This is a genomic window from Clostridium sp. ZBS15 (assembly GCF_023845705.1).
GTDB classification, from domain to species: Bacteria; Bacillota; Clostridia; order Clostridiales; family Clostridiaceae; genus Clostridium; species Clostridium aquiflavi.
On record NZ_JAMQHY010000043.1, the window covers coordinates 56,379 to 78,418 of the forward strand.

12 protein-coding genes and 1 CRISPR repeat array are annotated in these 22,040 nt (G+C 24.9%); all 12 genes read left to right on the plus strand.

From position 1 onward, the window contains the following. The first annotated feature begins 146 nt into the window (after positions 1–146). The 12 genes from istA (at position 147) to NG904_RS13355 (ending at position 22,032) form a co-directional block, all read left to right on the plus strand. Complete coding sequence (gene istA / locus NG904_RS13305; protein WP_252231966.1) at positions 147–1,442, plus strand: IS21 family transposase; 1,296 nt, start codon at positions 147–149, stop codon at positions 1,440–1,442. Further along, positions 1,435–2,187 carry an IS21-like element helper ATPase IstB gene (gene istB / locus NG904_RS13310; protein WP_252231968.1) on the plus strand — a complete coding sequence of 251 codons (753 nt, stop codon included), beginning with the start codon at positions 1,435–1,437 and terminating at the stop codon, positions 2,185–2,187. Before istA ends, istB begins: the two co-directional genes overlap by 8 nt. A gap of 59 nt (positions 2,188–2,246) precedes the next feature. After that, a CRISPR array of direct repeats spans positions 2,247–10,336; the repeat unit is 30 nt; unit sequence GATTAACATTAACATGAGATGTATTTAAAT. 471 nt (positions 10,337–10,807) lie between these two features. After that, positions 10,808–10,936 (plus strand): hypothetical protein, encoded by a 129-nt coding sequence (locus tag NG904_RS17320; protein ID WP_286674356.1) that lies wholly within the window; start codon positions 10,808–10,810, stop codon positions 10,934–10,936. 588 nt (positions 10,937–11,524) lie between these two features. After that, complete coding sequence (gene cas6, locus NG904_RS13315; RefSeq protein ID WP_252231970.1) at positions 11,525–12,217, plus strand: CRISPR-associated endoribonuclease Cas6; 693 nt, start codon at positions 11,525–11,527, stop codon at positions 12,215–12,217. 15 nt (positions 12,218–12,232) lie between these two features. After that, positions 12,233–13,981: a type I-B CRISPR-associated protein Cas8b/Csh1 gene (locus tag NG904_RS13320; protein WP_252231972.1), complete on the plus strand. Its 1,749-nt coding sequence runs from the start codon at positions 12,233–12,235 to the stop codon at positions 13,979–13,981. After that, complete coding sequence (locus tag NG904_RS13325; RefSeq protein ID WP_252231974.1) at positions 13,982–14,923, plus strand: type I CRISPR-associated protein Cas7; 942 nt, start codon at positions 13,982–13,984, stop codon at positions 14,921–14,923. Between the two features lie 3 nt (positions 14,924–14,926). Then, complete coding sequence (cas5b, locus tag NG904_RS13330) at positions 14,927–15,715, plus strand: type I-B CRISPR-associated protein Cas5b (protein WP_252231976.1); 789 nt, start codon at positions 14,927–14,929, stop codon at positions 15,713–15,715. A 102-nt stretch (positions 15,716–15,817) separates the two neighbouring features. Then, positions 15,818–18,505 carry a CRISPR-associated helicase Cas3' gene (cas3, locus tag NG904_RS13335; RefSeq protein ID WP_252231978.1) on the plus strand — a complete coding sequence of 896 codons (2,688 nt, stop codon included), beginning with the start codon at positions 15,818–15,820 and terminating at the stop codon, positions 18,503–18,505. Positions 18,506–18,524: 19 nt separating this feature from the next. After that, positions 18,525–19,019, plus strand: a complete 495-nt coding sequence (locus NG904_RS13340) for a CRISPR-associated protein Cas4 (protein ID WP_252231980.1) — start codon at positions 18,525–18,527, stop codon at positions 19,017–19,019. Positions 19,020–19,085: 66 nt separating this feature from the next. Then, the gene (cas1b, locus tag NG904_RS13345; protein ID WP_252231982.1) at positions 19,086–20,084 is read left to right on the plus strand and encodes a type I-B CRISPR-associated endonuclease Cas1b; all 999 of its coding nucleotides are present in this window, start codon (positions 19,086–19,088) and stop codon (positions 20,082–20,084) included. 83 nt (positions 20,085–20,167) lie between these two features. Then, complete coding sequence (gene cas2, locus NG904_RS13350) at positions 20,168–20,458, plus strand: CRISPR-associated endonuclease Cas2 (RefSeq protein WP_252231984.1); 291 nt, start codon at positions 20,168–20,170, stop codon at positions 20,456–20,458. 335 nt (positions 20,459–20,793) lie between these two features. Then, positions 20,794–22,032 (plus strand): sensor histidine kinase, encoded by a 1,239-nt coding sequence (locus tag NG904_RS13355; protein ID WP_252212423.1) that lies wholly within the window; start codon positions 20,794–20,796, stop codon positions 22,030–22,032. Positions 22,033–22,040: the final 8 nt, after the last annotated feature.

Below are 22,040 nucleotides of genomic sequence, written 5' to 3' on the forward strand. Positions count from 1 at the left end.
GAGATGTATTTAAATCTTTTGACCTTCACTTCTCCCAAACCCATATTGTATAAATGATACGATAAGAATGTAAGGAAACGATCATATAAGAATGTACAATTTAGTTTTTATAAATTATAATTACTCAAGATTTATTGGGGGTAATTATGATTATAAAAACTAATATTTATTCAGAAATTAAAATTAATACTTTAGAAGATCTTCATAAACTAAAGCCAATTATGGAGGTAAACAATTTGAAAGTAAATAAAAGCCAGATAGCTAGAGAGCTTGGTGTTGATCCTCGAACCGTAGGCAAATATTTAAATGGATATGTCAAACCTACTACTAGAAACTGCAAATCTAAAATAGAAGCTTTTGATCCTATTATAAAAGAGCTTCTTGGTAAAGATTCAATTCAAGTATTTTATTATAAGCGCATTTTATGGCAATACCTTAAAGATAATCATGGACTAGATTGCGCACAATCTTCGTTTAGAAGATACATTTCTAATCACTCAGAATTTAATGAGTACTTTAATAATAGGAAAAAAGGACATATATCAACTACTTCGATTATGAGATATGAAACTGAGAAAGGAAAACAGGCACAATTGGATTGGAAAGAAAATATAGAGTTTATTTTAACTACAGGTGAAGTTATTAATATAAATGTTTTTGTTTTAATCCTTTCATACTCAAGGTTTAGAGTATATAAATTATCTCTTGATAAAACACAAGACGTACTACTTTCTTTTTTAGATGAGTCATTTGAAACATTTGGAGGAGTACCTGAAGAATTACTCACAGATAACATGAAAACTGTTATGGATGAAGCTAGAACCAATTATTCTAAAGGAAAAGTAAATAATAAATTTCAACAATTTGCAGATGACTATGGATTTAATGTCCGTCCCTGCATAGCAGGAAGACCGAATACAAAAGCTAAAGTTGAAGCTCCTATGAAACTATTAGATGAAATAAGAGCATATAACGGAACCTTAGATTATGAATGTCTGCATAAACTTGTTGCAAATTTAAACAATAGAATCAATAGTACATGCCATACATCAACTGGCAAAATACCTATATTACATTTAGAAAAAGAAAAAGATTTCTTATCTGAACTGCCTAAAGAGCAGATAAGAAATCACTACAAAATAATCATCACAAGTGTTAAAGTAAATCGTCAAAGCATGATTTCATATAAATCAAATCAATATTCTGTACCACCAGAATATATAGGCAAAAAACTAAAACTTCAAGTTTATGATGATCAACTACATGTGTATTATAACACAAATTTAGTTACTATTCATAAAATACAAAATCAGAAATTAAATTATCAAGCTGAACATTATGCTGAAATTAGTGCTTTAACATTTAATAAAAATTCATATGAAATAAAAGAAATAGCTAGAAATAATTTAAAAATGATAGGAGAAGTATACCAAAATGAATAGTACATATACACAACTTATAAATAATTTAGAATATTTGAAAATGAAGCAAATGATTACTCATTTGGACGAAGTTATTGATTTTACAACAAAAAATAATCTATCTTTTGTTGATGCTCTTATTAAACTTACAGCTCATGAAATTGACTGTAAAGAAGCAAATATGATTAGATCTATGGTTAAGGTTGGAGCTTTTCCACATCAAAAAGAAATTAAAGATTTTGACTTTAATTTTCAACCTGGAATTAATAAAGATCAAATCTTAGATTTTTTAACATTGCGTTTTTTAGAATCAAAAGAAAACATTGTATTTCTAGGTTCTAGTGGAGTTGGTAAAACACATCTTGCTACTTCTATAGGAATCGCGGCTGCGAAGCGACGTTACAGTACTTATTTTATTAAGTGTAATGATTTGTTACAGCAGCTAAAGCGAGCAAATCTAGAAAACAGATTAGATGCTAGACTTAAGCACTTTAGTAAATATAAGCTTCTTATTATTGATGAATTAGGTTATTTACCTATAGATAAAGAAGATTCAAAATTATTTTTTCAATTAATCGACATGAGATATGAGAAGAAAAGTACTATCTTAACTACCAACATAAATTTTAATTCTTGGGATGACATTTTTTATGATGCTGTTATAGCTAGCGCTATATTAGATAGAGTTTTACATCATGCCCATGTTGTTACAATTAATGGAAAGTCGTATAGACTAAAAGATCATTTTAAGCAAGACGAAGATTAAAAAACTACATTCTTAAATGATCGAAAACTTACATTCATAGGTTGACATTTATATATTGTGATTAACATTAACATGAGATGTATTTAAATTAGTCAGTTGCTTTTGTTAAAACTACTGGCATCATGATTAACATTAACATGAGATGTATTTAAATAGTTGAAGAAGTTAAAGCTGAAGAAGTAGTAACTAAGATTAACATTAACATGAGATGTATTTAAATCCTTCAAAAGCTACACCAAGAGTATTAGTATTGCAGGATTAACATTAACATGAGATGTATTTAAATCCATTTATCAAGTCGTCTATACTAACTCTGTAAAGGATTAACATTAACATGAGATGTATTTAAATTTTTTTATTAGAATGCTTTTTATAGGACTAATCAGATTAACATTAACATGAGATGTATTTAAATGGAACCCAATCGCTAAAATCTAACTTTTGTTCTACTAGATTAACATTAACATGAGATGTATTTAAATTAGAATTGATACAATAAAAGGAGTAGATGATTAATGGATTAACATTAACATGAGATGTATTTAAATTTCCATTTATATTAGCCCAAACATTACAATAACCTGATTAACATTAACATGAGATGTATTTAAATTTTTTATAATCATACGTTTTGATTTTAATTGTTTTGATTAACATTAACATGAGATGTATTTAAATTTTTTAACCTCCTCTTAGCTAGTTTTTAGTTAATCTGATTAACATTAACATGAGATGTATTTAAATAAAATATACGATTTTCCATCTATAATAGCAGTACAGGATTAACATTAACATGAGATGTATTTAAATCTATTTTGCAATACAATATTTACCTTGCCTTGAACGATTAACATTAACATGAGATGTATTTAAATATAGGCAATATGAGAATATTACACTAATAGAGTTTTGATTAACATTAACATGAGATGTATTTAAATTACTCACTAAAACCATTTTTAACATTCATAATTATGATTAACATTAACATGAGATGTATTTAAATTCTGTTGCATACATTCCATGTTTTCTTATAGAAGGATTAACATTAACATGAGATGTATTTAAATAAATATTTATTACTACTTAATTCATATCGTTTCTTGATTAACATTAACATGAGATGTATTTAAATCCTGTACTAGATTGTTCTATCTTTGTTGTAGTATTGGATTAACATTAACATGAGATGTATTTAAATTATGTGATTTAATTGTCCTAGCTCTCCACGCTGGTAGATTAACATTAACATGAGATGTATTTAAATTATAAAGTATCAAAGCCACTTGGAAATCCACTGTGGGATTAACATTAACATGAGATGTATTTAAATAACATATCTATTCTCCTTTTCTATTTTTTAAATATGATTAACATTAACATGAGATGTATTTAAATATAGTATAAGTTATTCTTTCGAATTGTGGAGTTGAGATTAACATTAACATGAGATGTATTTAAATGATAAATGGAATAGTTGTTTAGAAATAGCAGGAGGGATTAACATTAACATGAGATGTATTTAAATTCTTTTACCCCACCATTCATACTATAAACAATACCGATTAACATTAACATGAGATGTATTTAAATATAATTATTTTAATAATTTGTTTGAATAGTAATAAAGATTAACATTAACATGAGATGTATTTAAATTTAGTTAGATTTTTAATAGCATTTGTTCTTACAGTAGATTAACATTAACATGAGATGTATTTAAATTAAGAACCATCTATATCACTCAACATTCTATTAAGAGATTAACATTAACATGAGATGTATTTAAATAACACTTTTAAGATGTATGAGGATCTTGGTAGCTAGATTAACATTAACATGAGATGTATTTAAATGCATCAAATGCTTAAGGTAGTAAGAAAGGGTGTAGAGATTAACATTAACATGAGATGTATTTAAATTCTATAAAATAGGTTGTACCGTCATTTAATTTGCCTGATTAACATTAACATGAGATGTATTTAAATCTAAGTTTTCCATACCAACTATACTTGGTTTCATCGATTAACATTAACATGAGATGTATTTAAATAATCATATTTATCTTGTAACTTGTTAAGTTCTGCTTGATTAACATTAACATGAGATGTATTTAAATATGTCTTGCAAAAACAATGATTATGTACTCAATCAAGATTAACATTAACATGAGATGTATTTAAATGTTCCATATAGCCTACAACCTTATTTTTATTTGATTGATTAACATTAACATGAGATGTATTTAAATATGCAAAATATGATTACTAGAGTAGGAATTTATAAGATTAACATTAACATGAGATGTATTTAAATTAGAAAAAGTGGCCAAGTTCAGTTATTCAAAGCATAGATTAACATTAACATGAGATGTATTTAAATACAAGAACTTAATGTACTTACTAAAAAAGCTAAAGAGATTAACATTAACATGAGATGTATTTAAATTCAATAGGGCAACTTAAAAGCTATTATTATAATATGATTAACATTAACATGAGATGTATTTAAATTTCATTTTTTTACACCTACTTTATACTAATTTTTCAAGATTAACATTAACATGAGATGTATTTAAATTATTCAAAAAATAATTCCATTAAATATTGCTCATTGATTAACATTAACATGAGATGTATTTAAATGGTGCTATTTATAATTGCAATGGAAAAACAAAAGAAGATTAACATTAACATGAGATGTATTTAAATAAATAAGGCTATACCCTAAGTTGCTGCGTTAGTGAGATTAACATTAACATGAGATGTATTTAAATTTAATTTTATTTAGATCAGTACTAAATGTTCCTGGATTAACATTAACATGAGATGTATTTAAATGCATAAAACTACTGAATTTTATGATCTTGGTTTAGGGATTAACATTAACATGAGATGTATTTAAATTAATTATTGCTTACAGGTAATACAACATCTAATTCAGATTAACATTAACATGAGATGTATTTAAATTTCCTGAAACATTTGTAGAATCTTTTAAATAATCTAGATTAACATTAACATGAGATGTATTTAAATTTCAAATCCATGAAAGATTCCTCCTTAAATCTAAGATTAACATTAACATGAGATGTATTTAAATTCTTCTCGATAAGGTTTTATAAACGCAGCCTTTTCAGATTAACATTAACATGAGATGTATTTAAATCTGAAAGTTTTAATGGCTGAACCTATTCCTAAGCGATTAACATTAACATGAGATGTATTTAAATATATGGATGGGATGGGAGTGGAGATGAAGATAAAAGATTAACATTAACATGAGATGTATTTAAATTTGGAGTCTCTTTCATATCTCTTTCTACATCAGCGATTAACATTAACATGAGATGTATTTAAATCTAAAGAAAATGCATCAATTCCAAAGGGAGTTATCGATTAACATTAACATGAGATGTATTTAAATAAACATCTTCCATATGGGAATGTGAATTTCTTACTGATTAACATTAACATGAGATGTATTTAAATTGTGAAGTATGTGGAATCAATGGAATAGTAACAGAGATTAACATTAACATGAGATGTATTTAAATGATAAATGGAATAGTTGTTTAGAAATAGCAGGAGGATTAACATTAACATGAGATGTATTTAAATTAAATTTGGATTATTAGTTCAAGGCAAGGTAAATATGATTAACATTAACATGAGATGTATTTAAATGTTATAAATAAAGTTGTAGGTTTTGGATAATTTTCAGATTAACATTAACATTAGATGTATTTAAATTTCATTAAATATTGTTAGAGGTAGGGAAAAAACAATGATTAACATTAACATGAGATGTATTTAAATGTTACATTAGATTCTGCTACATAGTAATTCCATTGGGATTAACATTAACATGAGATGTATTTAAATACTTTATGACTATATGTTTAATAGTAATGAATACAAGATTAACATTAACATGAGATGTATTTAAATAGTGATTCTAATGATGGTGATGTTATTGTTGATTAGATTAACATTAACATGAGATGTATTTAAATGTAAATCCAACTACATTTACAGTAGAGCATATTAAAGATTAACATTAACATGAGATGTATTTAAATAATTCTAAGGGAATGTTCGTAGCTGTAAGTAGACAGATTAACATTAACATGAGATGTATTTAAATTAAGTACGTAAAATGTATTTGTAAGCAAAAAACAAGGATTAACATTAACATGAGATGTATTTAAATAACTATAATAAATAAAAATCAGGAAGTCATTGGAGAGATTAACATTAACATGAGATGTATTTAAATGTAGGAGATATGAAAGTCCACTATATTGATGTAGGATTAACATTAACATGAGATGTATTTAAATAAACATAGTATTGATAACTACGTATATTGCTTTACGATTAACATTAACATGAGATGTATTTAAATCTTAATAAGAAGCTTACTTCTTTATTTTTTATTTTAGATTAACATTAACATGAGATGTATTTAAATAGGATTATTCTTTAATGGAAGTGAAAGCAAAGAATAGATTAACATTAACATGAGATGTATTTAAATTAAGTTAAATAAATTATGCTTTTTTGAAAGCAATATGATTAACATTAACATGAGATGTATTTAAATTAGTTAAGAGCGACACAAACTCTTACAAAGACTATGATTAACATTAACATGAGATGTATTTAAATTGTTGAATGTCATTATTTATATCAATGTCAATTTGGATTAACATTAACATGAGATGTATTTAAATCCTTTAAAATCTATATGGGCTTTTGAAAAGTTCTTAGATTAACATTAACATGAGATGTATTTAAATACATCAACTAGATCTTGATTAAGTGTGTAAATTGAGATTAACATTAACATGAGATGTATTTAAATGTTAAGTACACCACCAAATTTAAAGTATATCTATAGGATTAACATTAACATGAGATGTATTTAAATTTTTCTAAAATATCTAGAATATAATCATTATTAGGATTAACATTAACATGAGATGTATTTAAATCAATGTACACCTAGCATTCCACAAGATATTGTAGGCGATTAACATTAACATGAGATGTATTTAAATGAAGGAAGCGCAGCAAAAGTTAGAAGATTATAAGTGATTAACATTAACATGAGATGTATTTAAATCTTGTTAAGTGTTGATGGTATTCATCAACTATTGCAGATTAACATTAACATGAGATGTATTTAAATGTAAGTATTGCACTATATGATTTAGGTTCAATTGGGATTAACATTAACATGAGATGTATTTAAATTAGCAACATTAAGACAACCGAGAGATACGTTAATTTGATTAACATTAACATGAGATGTATTTAAATTGAGGAAGAAATAAAAGATATTGAAAAAGAAATAGGATTAACATTAACATGAGATGTATTTAAATATACCAGAAAGAGCAGAGTTACATTTAGCTGGATTAGATTAACATTAACATGAGATGTATTTAAATGAATTTATTGTAGGGATTAATGATTATGAAAGCTCGATTAACATTAACATGAGATGTATTTAAATCATGGTTACTATAGATGAATTAGCAGCAATTAAAAGATTAACATTAACATGAGATGTATTTAAATTTTCAAAACACCTCTTTATTTTATATATTATAACTAGATTAACATTAACATGAGATGTATTTAAATACTCTTGAACGTTGTCAGCTTCTATTTGTGGCTCATAGATTAACATTAACATGAGATGTATTTAAATATATGATGGTAAAAGCTATAATAGTGATGATAGACCAGATTAACATTAACATGAGATGTATTTAAATCGAAAATGGAGGTATGCAAGTTGATTAAAGTAGGAGGATTAACATTAACATGAGATGTATTTAAATACTATACAAATGATAAAGGAAAAGAAAAAACCGACTGATTAACATTAACATGAGATGTATTTAAATAGAGCTGTGGGATAGCACTACGAAGGAATATAGATGGATTAACATTAACATGAGATGTATTTAAATTCAATACCTTTAGGATGGTGTAAAGCAAATGGAATGATTAACATTAACATGAGATGTATTTAAATTTCCACAACATAGCTTTTTAACTTCTTTATCTACTGGATTAACATTAACATGAGATGTATTTAAATATGGGAAATGGTATTGCTTTGATTCAAAAGGTGAAAGATTAACATTAACATGAGATGTATTTAAATGCTATGCAAGAAATAAAGGCATGGAGCAATGGTGAAGATTAACATTAACATGAGATGTATTTAAATCCTCATATTCTTTCTTTATAGCTTGTTTTATTGCAGATTAACATTAACATGAGATGTATTTAAATCTAGCTTACAGCCACTTTTAAATATTGGGTTAAGCGATTAACATTAACATGAGATGTATTTAAATTTATAAATGGCAGACCTATAAAATCTATAAATCAATAGATTAACATTAACATGAGATGTATTTAAATCCTATATCTCCAGTAATATACATCTTGTCTCCATCGATTAACATTAACATGAGATGTATTTAAATGCATATTTTACATCATAACTTCTGTCATTGTGTTCGATTAACATTAACATGAGATGTATTTAAATAGACTATGAAGTTATTGAGTTACAAAATGATAATGAGATTAACATTAACATGAGATGTATTTAAATCGTCTATAAGCATTTATATATTTTTTACAATATTCTGATTAACATTAACATGAGATGTATTTAAATGTAGATGTTTCTGCTTCTAAATATTCCTCATTCTCGATTAACATTAACATGAGATGTATTTAAATAGGTACCAAATATCTTCTACCTTTCGATTAAGTGCTGATTAACATTAACATGAGATGTATTTAAATTTTTAATTTCTCCCTTGTTTTTAAGAGCAACTTAAGGATTAACATTAACATGAGATGTATTTAAATTCTTTAAATATTTCTTTATTAGTATTTATTTGTGAGATTAACATTAACATGAGATGTATTTAAATAGTTTATGGTCTATCTCTTCTAAGATAGTGCAAGTAGATTAACATTAACATGAGATGTATTTAAATAATATCATTCCAAAATATTCTGTGATACTTGGAACAAGATTAACATTAACATGAGATGTATTTAAATCTAAAGAATAATAAATCTGACCATGATATTAATTTGATTAACATTAACATGAGATGTATTTAAATCCATTATCTATTGTAATTTCAAAATTTATGATTAGATTAACATTAACATGAGATGTATTTAAATTCTATTGGTAAATCACAAATTACTTTGCCTTCTTTAGATTAACATTAACATGAGATGTATTTAAATTATACTAACATATAGTATTAGTAACTACATATATCTGATTAACATTAACATGAGATGTATTTAAATTTTTTAAATCCCTCCTAAAGCTGTTTGTTTTACTAAGATTAACATTAACATGAGATGTATTTAAATGCTTTTATTTTCATTCTTTCCAACTTCCTTTCATTAGATTAACATTAACATGAGATGTATTTAAATATAGTAGAAATTGATTTTTCAGAATTGGAACTTAGATTAACATTAACATGAGATGTATTTAAATGAAAAGAATATACCAAAAGATAATGATGATATTGATACGATTAACATTAACATGAGATGTATTTAAATGCTTTAAGCTGTTTCTTATAGATTAACCGACTAGAACGATTAACATTAACATGAGATGTATTTAAATTTACCTTTAAAGTTTAGGTATAACTTTAATTTAATTGATTAACATTAACATGAGATGTATTTAAATGGAATAACTACAGCTATATATAATGGTGGCAAATAGATTAACATTAACATGAGATGTATTTAAATTATGCAGAAGGTATTTGACCATTCCACATATTCATGATTAACATTAACATGAGATGTATTTAAATTTTTTTAATACAACTCGCTTTCTTTATATAATATGATTAACATTAACATGAGATGTATTTAAATTATTAAGTAGTATCTAATAACCTATTGTATATCATGGATTAACATTAACATGAGATGTATTTAAATAATTAGCTTTTAATGAAGTTTGCAGAGGTAATATTAAGATTAACATTAACATGAGATGTATTTAAATACATAATATCCACTTATAACTAACTGCAATGCTGGATTAACATTAACATGAGATGTATTTAAATAAAGTTTTAATTGTATGAGTAACCTTTAGAGGATAATTTTAAAATAATTGCTATATTATTACATAAAAATAGGGGTAAGAAAAAATTTCTTTAGATTAAGTTTATAAACTACAATATATAAGATATAATATAAATATATTAAGAAAATATAATAGTAGTGATAAGTAAGAAGGGCATGAAATAACTTGATTAAAAAGCATGATTTTAATGCCCACATTTAAATATATTCATTAATCTATTAGAAGCCTTTGAAATTGAAATAGTAGAATTACTTTTTCCAGAGATATTTGATAATATTGTATGAGAACTTGGAACTGAAAGTCTAGATCAAGAATTACAAGAAATTCAAAAGGATATTTTTGATAAAGATAGTGCAGAAAAAAATAATATCAGATAAGATAATAAAGGTTAGATTAAAAGATAAACTTAGAAAATACAAGTGAAGATAATCCATTAAGATTAGTATTTAAAATGGCAAAAAGCTTATTAGAAACAAAACAAAAAGATGAAGATATTTATGAAGCAAAAATAAGATTAGCAGAAGAATTAGTAATCTATGATAAAGCAAAAAATAAAGCTTTACAAATATATAAAAACTAGATTAACAGAAGAAGAAGTAAATGTTCTTAGGAAAGCAGAAAGTCATTAGTATTCTATAAGAAAGTAGAGTTGTATTAATTGGTTTTTAACTTAATTAATACAACTCTTTTTTGACATTGTTTTATTATTTATATAAGAAGAACTGAGTTGAATTTTAACATTTTTAATATGAATAGATTTAGAGATATATTTGATAGTAGTAATAAGCTAAATTAAAGTTTATTACTGCTATTTTTAATATTAAAATAAATATTTATAAAATTATGTATATTATTAGAATAAAATGTTCATTATATAAGTGCAAGGTTTTATAATGTCATTACTAATAATAAAAATTTGAAGTGAGGGTAAAACATAATGAAAAGAAATAAAAATAAACAATCTGGCGAAAAAATAATTAATTTAAAGAATATTAAAAGTAAAAATATAGTTATAAAAGTAAAATAGTATAGAATTATAACATAAGATGTATTTAAATTTGCTTATAATAAAAATATGTAGAATTAATAGTAACATATGATGTGATATCACTACAATTATTTACAAATAAATCAATTAATAGTAAAATTGTTACAAGGAGGTATGATTATGAATGTATTTCAAATAAAATTAAAAGTTTTTCTTTTAGAAGATATAATTTTAGAAAATTTGCAATCAAATTTAAGTGCATTTATTGATAAAGGATTATCCAAGAATGAAGAACTTTTAAAGTTTCATAAAAGTAATAAATTTAAATATTATTGTTTTGATTCGTTATATCCAATAGAAAAAGATAAAGTTTATAAAAAGAATAATGTATATACATTAACTATTAGGACAATAGATAAAAATTTAGCAAAATTTTTTAATAATGTATTGGTAAATGAATTTGATAATTATATAAAAGCATTAACTTCTGAAATAAGAATAATTCCTAAAAAGCATATTGATAAGATTTATTCTATAACTCCAGCTATTATGAAAAGTAATAATGGTTACTGGAAGAGTAAAATGACTATAGACGATTTTGAACGTAGATTAAAAGAAAATCTTATTAAAAAATATAATTCTATATTAGATACCAAAATAAATGAAGATTTTGATTTGTATACTACAATAGAATTTAAAAATAAAAAACCAATTGCCACATCTTATAAAGAAATAAAACTTTTAGGGGATAAAATTTCTTTAAATATAGCTGAAAATGAAATGGCTCAAAATTTAGCATATATGAGTATTGGGACAGGCATACTTGAGAATAATGGAAGGGGTTTTGGATTTATAAATTATAGATGGCTTTAAGGAGGTGAATATAATTTGTTAAAAGAATGTTTAGAAGTATTTCAACATGAGTTAGAAAAAAAAGGCGATAAAATAATACTAGATACATATGTGCCAGCAGACGGAACTTATGTCATAGTAGAACCTAAAGATGACTCGTTTGGAATTAAGGAAGTAGTTAACATAAAGCAAAATAAGAAAACTAAAGAAATAGATAGGAGTAATAAATACTTTGATCATGTTTGTGCGTGGGATTACAATAGTAAGCTTATTGATATGAATAAGCCTATAGATGGAAAAAAAGTAATTCATAGCAATAATTATTTTTCTTTTTTTGTAAAGAAAGAGAGCTTAACTAATGGGAAATTAACAGATGAAATAATAGATAGTTATTATGCTATTTTATCTAACCCTAGAGTTAAATATTCTAAGTCTAAGAAAGCAACTAATATATATGAATCTGTTGAAGAAGAAATTGGTTTAGTTAATGTAGATACATTAAAAAATATAAAAGCATGGATTAAGGAAAATATATTTAATTTAACAATTGATATTAGTGGTAAGGATTATTTAAAAGTATTCTTTAACTATCCTACTGAAAATTATAAAAGAGAAGGAATGAGGTATTTAATTCCTAATATTTATAATAGTAATGATTTTAATGTGAATTTTAATAATAATATTTATGGTTTACCAAATGATAATATGGGACTTAATTCTAAGAAACCTTATTTGGAAAATAAAAGCAGAAAAGTAGGTGTACCTTATTTAATAGATAAGAGAGAAGTATTACTTCAAAGAAAGTTTTTTGATTACTTAATGAATCTTGTAGCAGTAGGCAAAACAAATATTTACTTTGATAATATTGAAAATGAAATTAAATCATATAAAAATGGTGAATTACCAGAAAGAGAATTTAAAGGCTCATTTTTAAGAATTAAAAAAGGAAAAGAAGTAGAAATACATGATTATGATATTATAACTGGATATAAATACAATTTAACTAAAAAATTAAAATTCAGGAATATTTTAAATTTAGATTTAGCTTCAAAAAATGTATCTATTCAAAAATATGGTTCGTGTACTACAGTAAAGGAATTTCAAGATATATTAAATGAGGTATTTTTTTCAAAGTTTTTAATTGCAAATTATTTTACAGAACCAGGAGAGTTGAAAATAAATGATGGATCATTAAAGAGTAACTTATTACTAGCTAGAGAATCATTATTTAATTGGATCTATAAAGGAATAGATAATGGAGTTTTCAAAATTTTAAACAGAGTTTCTTTAAGTTTAGTAAAGGGGTCTATTATAAACGGATATATTATTAAGGCATCCCATCAGTTTAATTTGAGGTGGTCACTTATTGAATATTTTAAGGAAGGAAATGATGATATGGCAGATATAATATTTGACTTGAAGGAAACTTTAAGAAAAAAAATAAATGCACCTACAACAGGTAAAATTGAAAATGATGATGAATATTATTTTGCAGTAGGACAATTAGTAAATTATTTATTATCTAAGAACAAAGGTAAGAAGAAACCACATTCTTTAGCTAATCCATTTATTAATGGTAAAAATAATGAAATTATAAAAGAGAAACTTAGAAATTTCTATAAGAAATATAATTATGATATTGATATGAATGGAAGAAGATTTAAGAATTTATACGCAATGATTTTAGGATATAAACCTGAAAGTACTGTGAATCAAGATATGATTATTGCAGGATATTTAAATAGTAGTTTAATTTACGAAAGTGACAATAAGGAGGAAGTGTAAATGAATAAGAGAGTTTATGGAGTAATTGGAATTTCATCTGTTATGGCAAATTGGAATGCAGATTTTACTGGATACCCAAAGACAACTTCAAACGGGGATACATTTGGAAGCGATAAAGCTTTAAAATATCCAATGAAAAAAATGTGGGATAATAATGGAGAAAAAGTTTTATATATTAAATCTATGAGATTTTCAGAAAAAAAAGGTGAAGTTCAATTAGTCCCAAGAGCCTTAAAAGAAAGATATGAGCAAATTTTTAATGTTGAAGACTTAAAGAAATGCAAAAATACTAAAGATGTTTTGGTGAATTTATTTAGTGCAATTGATGTTAAGAATTTTGGAGCAACTTTTGCAGAAGAAGGTAATAACATATCTATAACTGGAGCTGTTCAAATCGGTCAAGGATTTAATAAATATGAAGATACAAATCCAGAAGAACAACAAATACTTTCTCCTTTTAGAGATGGTTCAAAAGATAGTGGTGATTCTGATGAAGCTAAAAATTCAACTCTTGGAACTAAGATTGTAAGTAATGAAGCACACTATTTTTATCCATTTACAATAAATCCACTTGCATATAAGGAATTTGTAGAACTTGGTGTAACTGATGGTTACACTGAAGAAGATTATGATAAATTTAAGAAAGCTTCTTTAGTAAGTGCAACATCATTTGCAACTAATTCAAAGGTAGGATGTGAAAATGAATTTGCTTTACTTATAGAAACTGAAGAAGATTTATATCTTCCTAATTTATCAGAGTTTGTGATCTTTAATAAAGATAAAGGTAAAAACATTATAAAGCTAGAGTGTTCAGATTTAATTAATTCTGTTTCTGATAAAGTTAAGAATATTGAAATTTATTATAATCCATATACAACTATCCTTGAATCTGAAATAAAAGGAGCTAAAGTTTATAATATATTTACACAAGAAGAGGTGTAAAATATGAAGGTTTTAAAGTTTAAATTGAGTGGAAAAACAGCATTTTTTAAGAAACCAGATGTAAATACTTATCTCTATTTTACTTATGGAAATATTCATAAAGTAGCTTTATTAGGGTTATTTGGCTCCGTGCTTGGATATGGTGGATATAATCAAATGAAGCTTAAGGAAGAATTAAGCGAAAAAAAGAAAAAAGATGAAGTTAAAATTAAATTTCCAGAGTTTTATGAAAAACTAAAAGATCTAAAGGTATCTATAGCACCTAGTAATGAAAAGGGATTTATACCTAAGAAAGTGCAGTGCTTTAATAATTCTGTTGGATATGCATCAAAAGAACAAGGAGGCAATTTAATAGTTAAGGAACAATGGCTTGAAAATCCTTCTTGGGATATATATGTTTTAATTGAAAATGAAGAAAGTCAAAAAATTGCAGATAATTTAATTAATCATAAAGCTGTATATTCACCATACCTAGGTAAAAATGATCATTATGCTGACATATCTAATGTAGAATTGCTGGATACAGAGTCTATATTAGATGGAAGTAATGTTAATAAAATTAATTGTCTTTTTACTAAAGAATCTTTCAAAGTAGTTTTGAATGAAGAAGATGAGTATGAAGATGATATTTATGAAGAAACTTTTAAGTATGAAGAGAAATTGCCTATTAGCTTAAATGAAGATACTAATATGTATGAGTTAAAAAGCTTTTTATATACAAATATCAAAGTATGCAGTGATAGCAAATGTAGTGTATATAAGATTAAAAATAATAATATTGTATTTTATTAATTAAATAAGACTAGTAGAAATTTATTAATATTAATAGAACGAATCTATTAGGATGTGAACTTCAGGAGGGGGAACCCTCCTTTAAATTTAGGAGGATTTAGTTTGTATTTTGATGAAATTAATGTAATTGATACAAAAGAATTAATAAGTAGTAAATATGATTTCTATGCTCATTTAAAAGAAGGAACAAATAAGAATGAATTTGAAAAATATAAAAAAGAGTGTATTGAAAAAGAAACATTAAAAGAACATACAGATCTATGTAAAGAGTATTTTAATAAAATAATTAAATCAAAAGGATTAGATAAAATATTTTTAAATTTTGAAAATATATATTTTAAAGATTTAAGTAATGATGGAAGAAAAGTTTTTAGAGAGCTTTTAATAAACACAATTGCATTTCATGATATTGGCAAGATAAATCCATACTTTCAAATCAAAAATATGGATAATCCTTTAAAAGAAGATGTAGAAAGCTTTAGTCAAATTGGTACAAGGCATTCAATAATATCAGCTGTATTATATATAGATTATTATCTTAATAAAGTATTAAGTTTAGAATTAGCAGAAAAAAAGCAAGTGAGAACAATATTGTTTTTAAATGCGTACATTATATCTAAGCATCATGGAAATTTAGATGATTTTTTAGGATTTTTAGATATGTTTTATGAGGGTGGAGATGGAGCCAAAGTAATCAATATATTTGAAAATAATTATAGAAAGATCTATACAAAAGAATTTGTTTTATCAGAGAATAAAATAAAAAAGCAATGTGACAATACAAAGAAATATATTAAAAGAACAAGTGAAGAGAATACAATTGTTTTATATACATATAGCAAATTATTATATTCGTTGCTTGTAGCTTGTGACTTTTATTCTACTAGTGAATTTATGAGTGGCACTAAGATAAAGACTTTTGGTGAATTAGAAGAAATAGATGAATTTTACCATGTATATAAAGATACAGAAGTATATAAGAGTATAAGAAAATATGAATCTAATGATTATACAAATGAAAATAAAGATTTAAAAAATGAAAAAGATATTAATATATTAAGAAATGAGATGTTTTTAGATGCAGAAAGAGAATTATCTAAAAATAAGGATGAGAACATATTCTTCTTAGAAGCACCAACAGGTAGTGGTAAAAGCAATGTATCTATGAATTTAAGTTTTAAGCTAATGGAACATAATAAGGAGCTTAAAAAGATATTTTATGTATATCCTTTTAATACATTGGTGGAACAAAACTTAGAAACTTTAAATAAAACTTTTGGGAAAGATAAAGAAATACTAAATAAGATAGCTATTATAAACTCTATATTTCCTATAAAGATGGATAAAAAAGATAAAGGATTAGAAGAGGAAGAAGAAGATTATAAGTATTATGCTAAAGCATTATTAAATAGACAATTTTTAAATTATCCAATGATTTTAACTACTCATGTAAGTTTATTTAATACAATGTTTGGTTTTTCAAAAGAAAGTGCATTTGGATTTCATCAATTAGCTAATTCTATAATAGTTCTAGATGAAATTCAAAGTTATAAGAATATTATTTGGAGTGAAATAATATCATTCTTAAATAATTTTGCTAAAGTCTTGAATATGAAAGTAATAATAATGTCAGCAACTTTGCCAAATCTTAATGCTTTAATTAATGTTGAAGATAGTGTTAAAGATATTAATTCAGAAGAAATAAAGCTAGGTAAAGATGATTTGGATAGTGCAAATTTAATTAAGAACAGAGAAAAGTATTTTTCTAATTCACTATTTAAAGATAGAGTAAAAGTAAGCTATGAACTTATGGATTTAGATGATACATTAGATGTACTTTATAAACATGTAAAAGAAAATAGTAAAAGAAAAAAGAAGATACTTATTGAGTTTATAAAAAAGCAAAGTGCATATGATTTCTATAATAATATTAAGGAAGATATAGAAAATGACGAATTAAATCTAATTATAGAGCTTATGACAGGTGATGATAATGCTATAGAGCGAAAAAGGATTTTAGATTTAATAAGTAGTGAAGAAACTAAGAAAAGAGGAATAATATTAATTTCTACTCAAGTTATTGAAGCAGGTGTAGATATTGATATGGATATAGGATATAAGGATGTTTCTAAGTTAGATAGTGACGAACAATTTATGGGGAGAATCAATAGATCATGCAAAAGAAAGGGAGAAGTATACTTTTTTAATTTAGATAAGACGGATTTAATATATAAAAATGATGTTAGAGTTAATAGTGATTTAAGTTTATTAAATGATGAAATGAGAAAAGTTTTAGTGAATAAAGATTTTAATAAGTATTATGAACCTGTACTTAATATGATAAAGGTTAAATACAATGATTCTTTTAATGAAAGCAATTTGAAAAATTTCTTTAAAGAAGTAGTTGGGAAGCTTAATTTTGTAGATGTTGAAAGAAGAATGAAACTTATAGAAGAGAATAATTGGAACATGTCTATTTATTTAGGTAGAACTATAAAAAAGAACGAAAATAATAAAATCATAGAAATTGATGGAAGAGAAGTTTGGAAAGAATATAAAAGTCTTTTAAATAACAATTCTATGGATTATTCAGAAAAGCAAGTTAAGTTATCTGTAGCAAAAAGTAAAATGAATTACTTTATTTATGAGATTAAAAAGAATGTTGACTTGCCTTATACTGATAAAATTGGAGAACTTTATTATATAGAAAATGGAGAACAATATTTTCAAGGTGAAAAACTTAATAAAGAGAAATTTGCAAATGAAATAGGGTTGTTTTTAGATATTTAATGAAAGGAGATATTATAGTTTGAGAGTAAATGGTACTTTAATTAATTATTATTTTCACTGTAAAAGGCAGTGTTATCTACACGGAAATAGACTTAATTTAGAAGACAATAGTGAAATTGTTAAGATCGGAAAAGCAATTCATGAAGAAAAGGCAGCAAAGTCTAATAACACTGAAATAACAATTGATAATATCAAATTAGATAAACTTACATCTGAATATTTAACAGAAGTTAAAAAATCAGATGCAGATATGGAAGCTGGCAAGTGGCAGCTATTGTATTATTTAAAAGTGCTAAAGAGTAAGGGCATACTAAGAAAAGGAAAATTAGAATGTGTAGAAAAAAATAAATCTGATAAAAAAATTGTCTATATTGATTTAAATGAAGAGTTAGAAAAACAACTTGATAAATATGTAGTGGAAATTAAAAAATTAATTTCAGAAAATGAAATACCTAAAGTATTAAATAAACCAACCTGCAAGAAATGTGCATATTATGAGTATTGCTATATTTAATAAAATTTTAGTACTTAAAATATGCGAAATATAAAAAATATAAGTTAGGGTGTATGGAGGATTTATATGGGAAGTACAAGATATATATCATCTATGGGAGAATTGACTAGAAAAGATAACTCATTATGTTTTAGAAGAGATGGAAAAAATGTATATATTCCAATTGAAAATACCAAAGAAATTTACTGCCTAAATGAGGTAAGTATAAACACAAAATTGTTAGATTTCTTATCAAAGAATAATGTGGTGGTTCATTTCTTTAATTACTTTGAAGGCTATAGTGGAACATTTTATCCTAAAGATCAATACAATAGTGGAAGATTATTAGTAAAACAAGTTGAAAAATATAATACATCTAGATTAATTATTGCAAAAGCCATAGTAAAAGGTATAGGACTTAATATAAGTGAAGTTTTATATCATTACTATAAACATAATAAAAAAGAAGTAAAGAATACTATAGATTGGATTAAAGATGAGTTTTTTAATAGAGTAGAAAATTCACAAAATATAAAAGAGCTTATGGCTGCTGAAGGGGAAGTATGGCAAAGATTTTATAGTGAATTTAAAAATTTTTTACCAGAGGACTTTATTATTAATAAGAGAGTAAAAAGACCACCTGATAATCCAATAAATGCACTTATTTCTTTTGGAAATTCGCTTCTATATACAAAAACAATTTCGGCAATTTATAGAACACATTTAGATCAAAGAATAAGTTACTTGCATGAACCCTCAGAGGGGAGGTTTTCATTGAGTTTAGATATAAGCGAAGTTTTTAAGCCCGTAATAGTATATAAGACAATATTTGATTTAGTTAATAATAAAAAATTGCAAGTAAGTAAGCATTTTGATAAGAAAGTAAATTACTGCTTATTAAATGAAGAAGGTAAAAAGATATTTATTGCGGCATTTGAAGATAGGCTAGAAACTGTATTTAATCATCCTAAATTAAAAAGAAGAGTTAGTTATAGAACTGCGATGAAGCTTGATTGTTATAAACTTATAAAATATATAATGGAAGAAAAAGAGTTTATACCATTTAGATTGAAAGAAGGATTTTGATTTTTATAGAGTAGTTATGAATTAGGCTTTTTAACAGTAATAAGAGAACGCAAAATGTATTTATTTTATATGGAGGATTTTTAATGAGTAAAATTAGTAATTATAATTATGCTTTTGTTTTTTATGATGTAAATGAAAAACGTGTAAATAAAGTATTTAAAGTATGTAAAAAATACCTATCACATTTTCAAAAATCTGTATTTAGAGGAGAAATGTCTCCATCTAAATTAATAAGGTTCAAAAAAGATATAAACTCAGTAATAGATAAAAGTGAAGATTTTATTTGTATAATAAAATTAATGAATGACAATGTTTTTGGAGAAGAAATACTAGGGGGAACTTCAAATGCAACAGGCGAAGATTTAATAATATAAGATAGAAAAAGCATTAAAAAATACTATATTTTTACCAGGTGATTATTCAAAAAGATTCGCATCCCGTGAAACTGGCTTTGCTAGGAAAGGGTATAAAATCTATAAAAAGAAAATAAGAATTTTATAAATTTGTTATTAAAATATTACTGGAAATTTTGTTTTGCAGTAATATTTTTTTGTTTTTAGTAGAGTTTTAAAAAATTTTAATCACTCAGGGATAAAAATTGTATTGAAAAATCTTTTTTACAACAATATAATGATATTAAACAAAAAATAACAATTAAATAAGAAACTAGCTATTAAAACACCAAAAATGTAGAAAGGAAGGGAGACAACTGAAGGAATTATTGAACTTAAATGATATTTTAGACATAGAAGTATTTCAAAAAATACAAGATGATATAGCTGAAGCTACAGAAATGTCAATAATTACTGTGGATTACAAAGGTAAGCCAGCTACAAAACATAGTAAATGTAGTGACTTTTGTAAATTTATGAGATCTAGCAAATCTTATTTTGAATTATGTGAGAGATGTGACTCAAGAGGGGGACTAGAGGCCCTTAGAATTGAAAAACCATACATATATAAATGTCATAAAGGATTAGTTGATTTTGCTACACCTATAATAATAAATGGTCAACATTTGGGTTCGGTTATGGCAGGGCAAGTTCTGATAGATGATGAAGATATAGATTTAGAGGAAATAGTGGCAATAAAAAATGATTTTAATGACTTAAGTAAAACTGATAGGGAAGAAGTTTTAAACCTTTACAAAGAATTGCCAAGAGTTAGTTTTAGTAAAATACAATCAGTTGCTCAAATGATGTTTCATATAAGTAATTATATTGTTGAAGAGGCTGTGCTAAAAATGGCACAAAAAGAGCTAAATGAAAAAAATATGAAATTTATAGAAGCAAAAAAAGCTAAAGTAGAGCTTGAAAAAGAATTTAAGTCTTGTCAATTAAAAGCATTGCAATCTCAAATAAATCCTCATTTTTTATTTAATGTTTTAAATAGTATTTCATCACTTGCAATAATAGAAGAGGCTCCAAAAACTCAAGAAGTTATTTATGATTTATCTAAAATGCTAAGATATACATTAAAAAAAGCTAACAAGATAGTTACTCTGGAAGAAGAGTTAGACTATATAACAGCATATTTAAATCTTCAAAAAGTTAGATTTGTAGATAGGCTAAATTATGATATTAATATAAAATCAGAGTTTAAAAATATTAAAATACCATTTATGGTTGTTCAGGTATTTGTTGAAAATTCAGTGGTTCATGGATTAGAAACTAAGGAAAGTGGAGGTTGTATAAAAATTTATACAGAAGAAAATAATGCTCATTTGAATATATACATAGAAGACAATGGAACGGGTATATCAAGACAAAAACTTAATGAAATAAGAGAACAATTAAGTTTTAAATTTGATAATAACATAGATAAAATAGGTATAAATAATGCAAATAAGAGAATGGGCTATTGCTATGGTGAAGATTATGAGATACATATAGATAGTAAGATAAGAAATGGTACAGTAATAAAGATTACTATACCAAAAGAAGTATGATTAGGAGT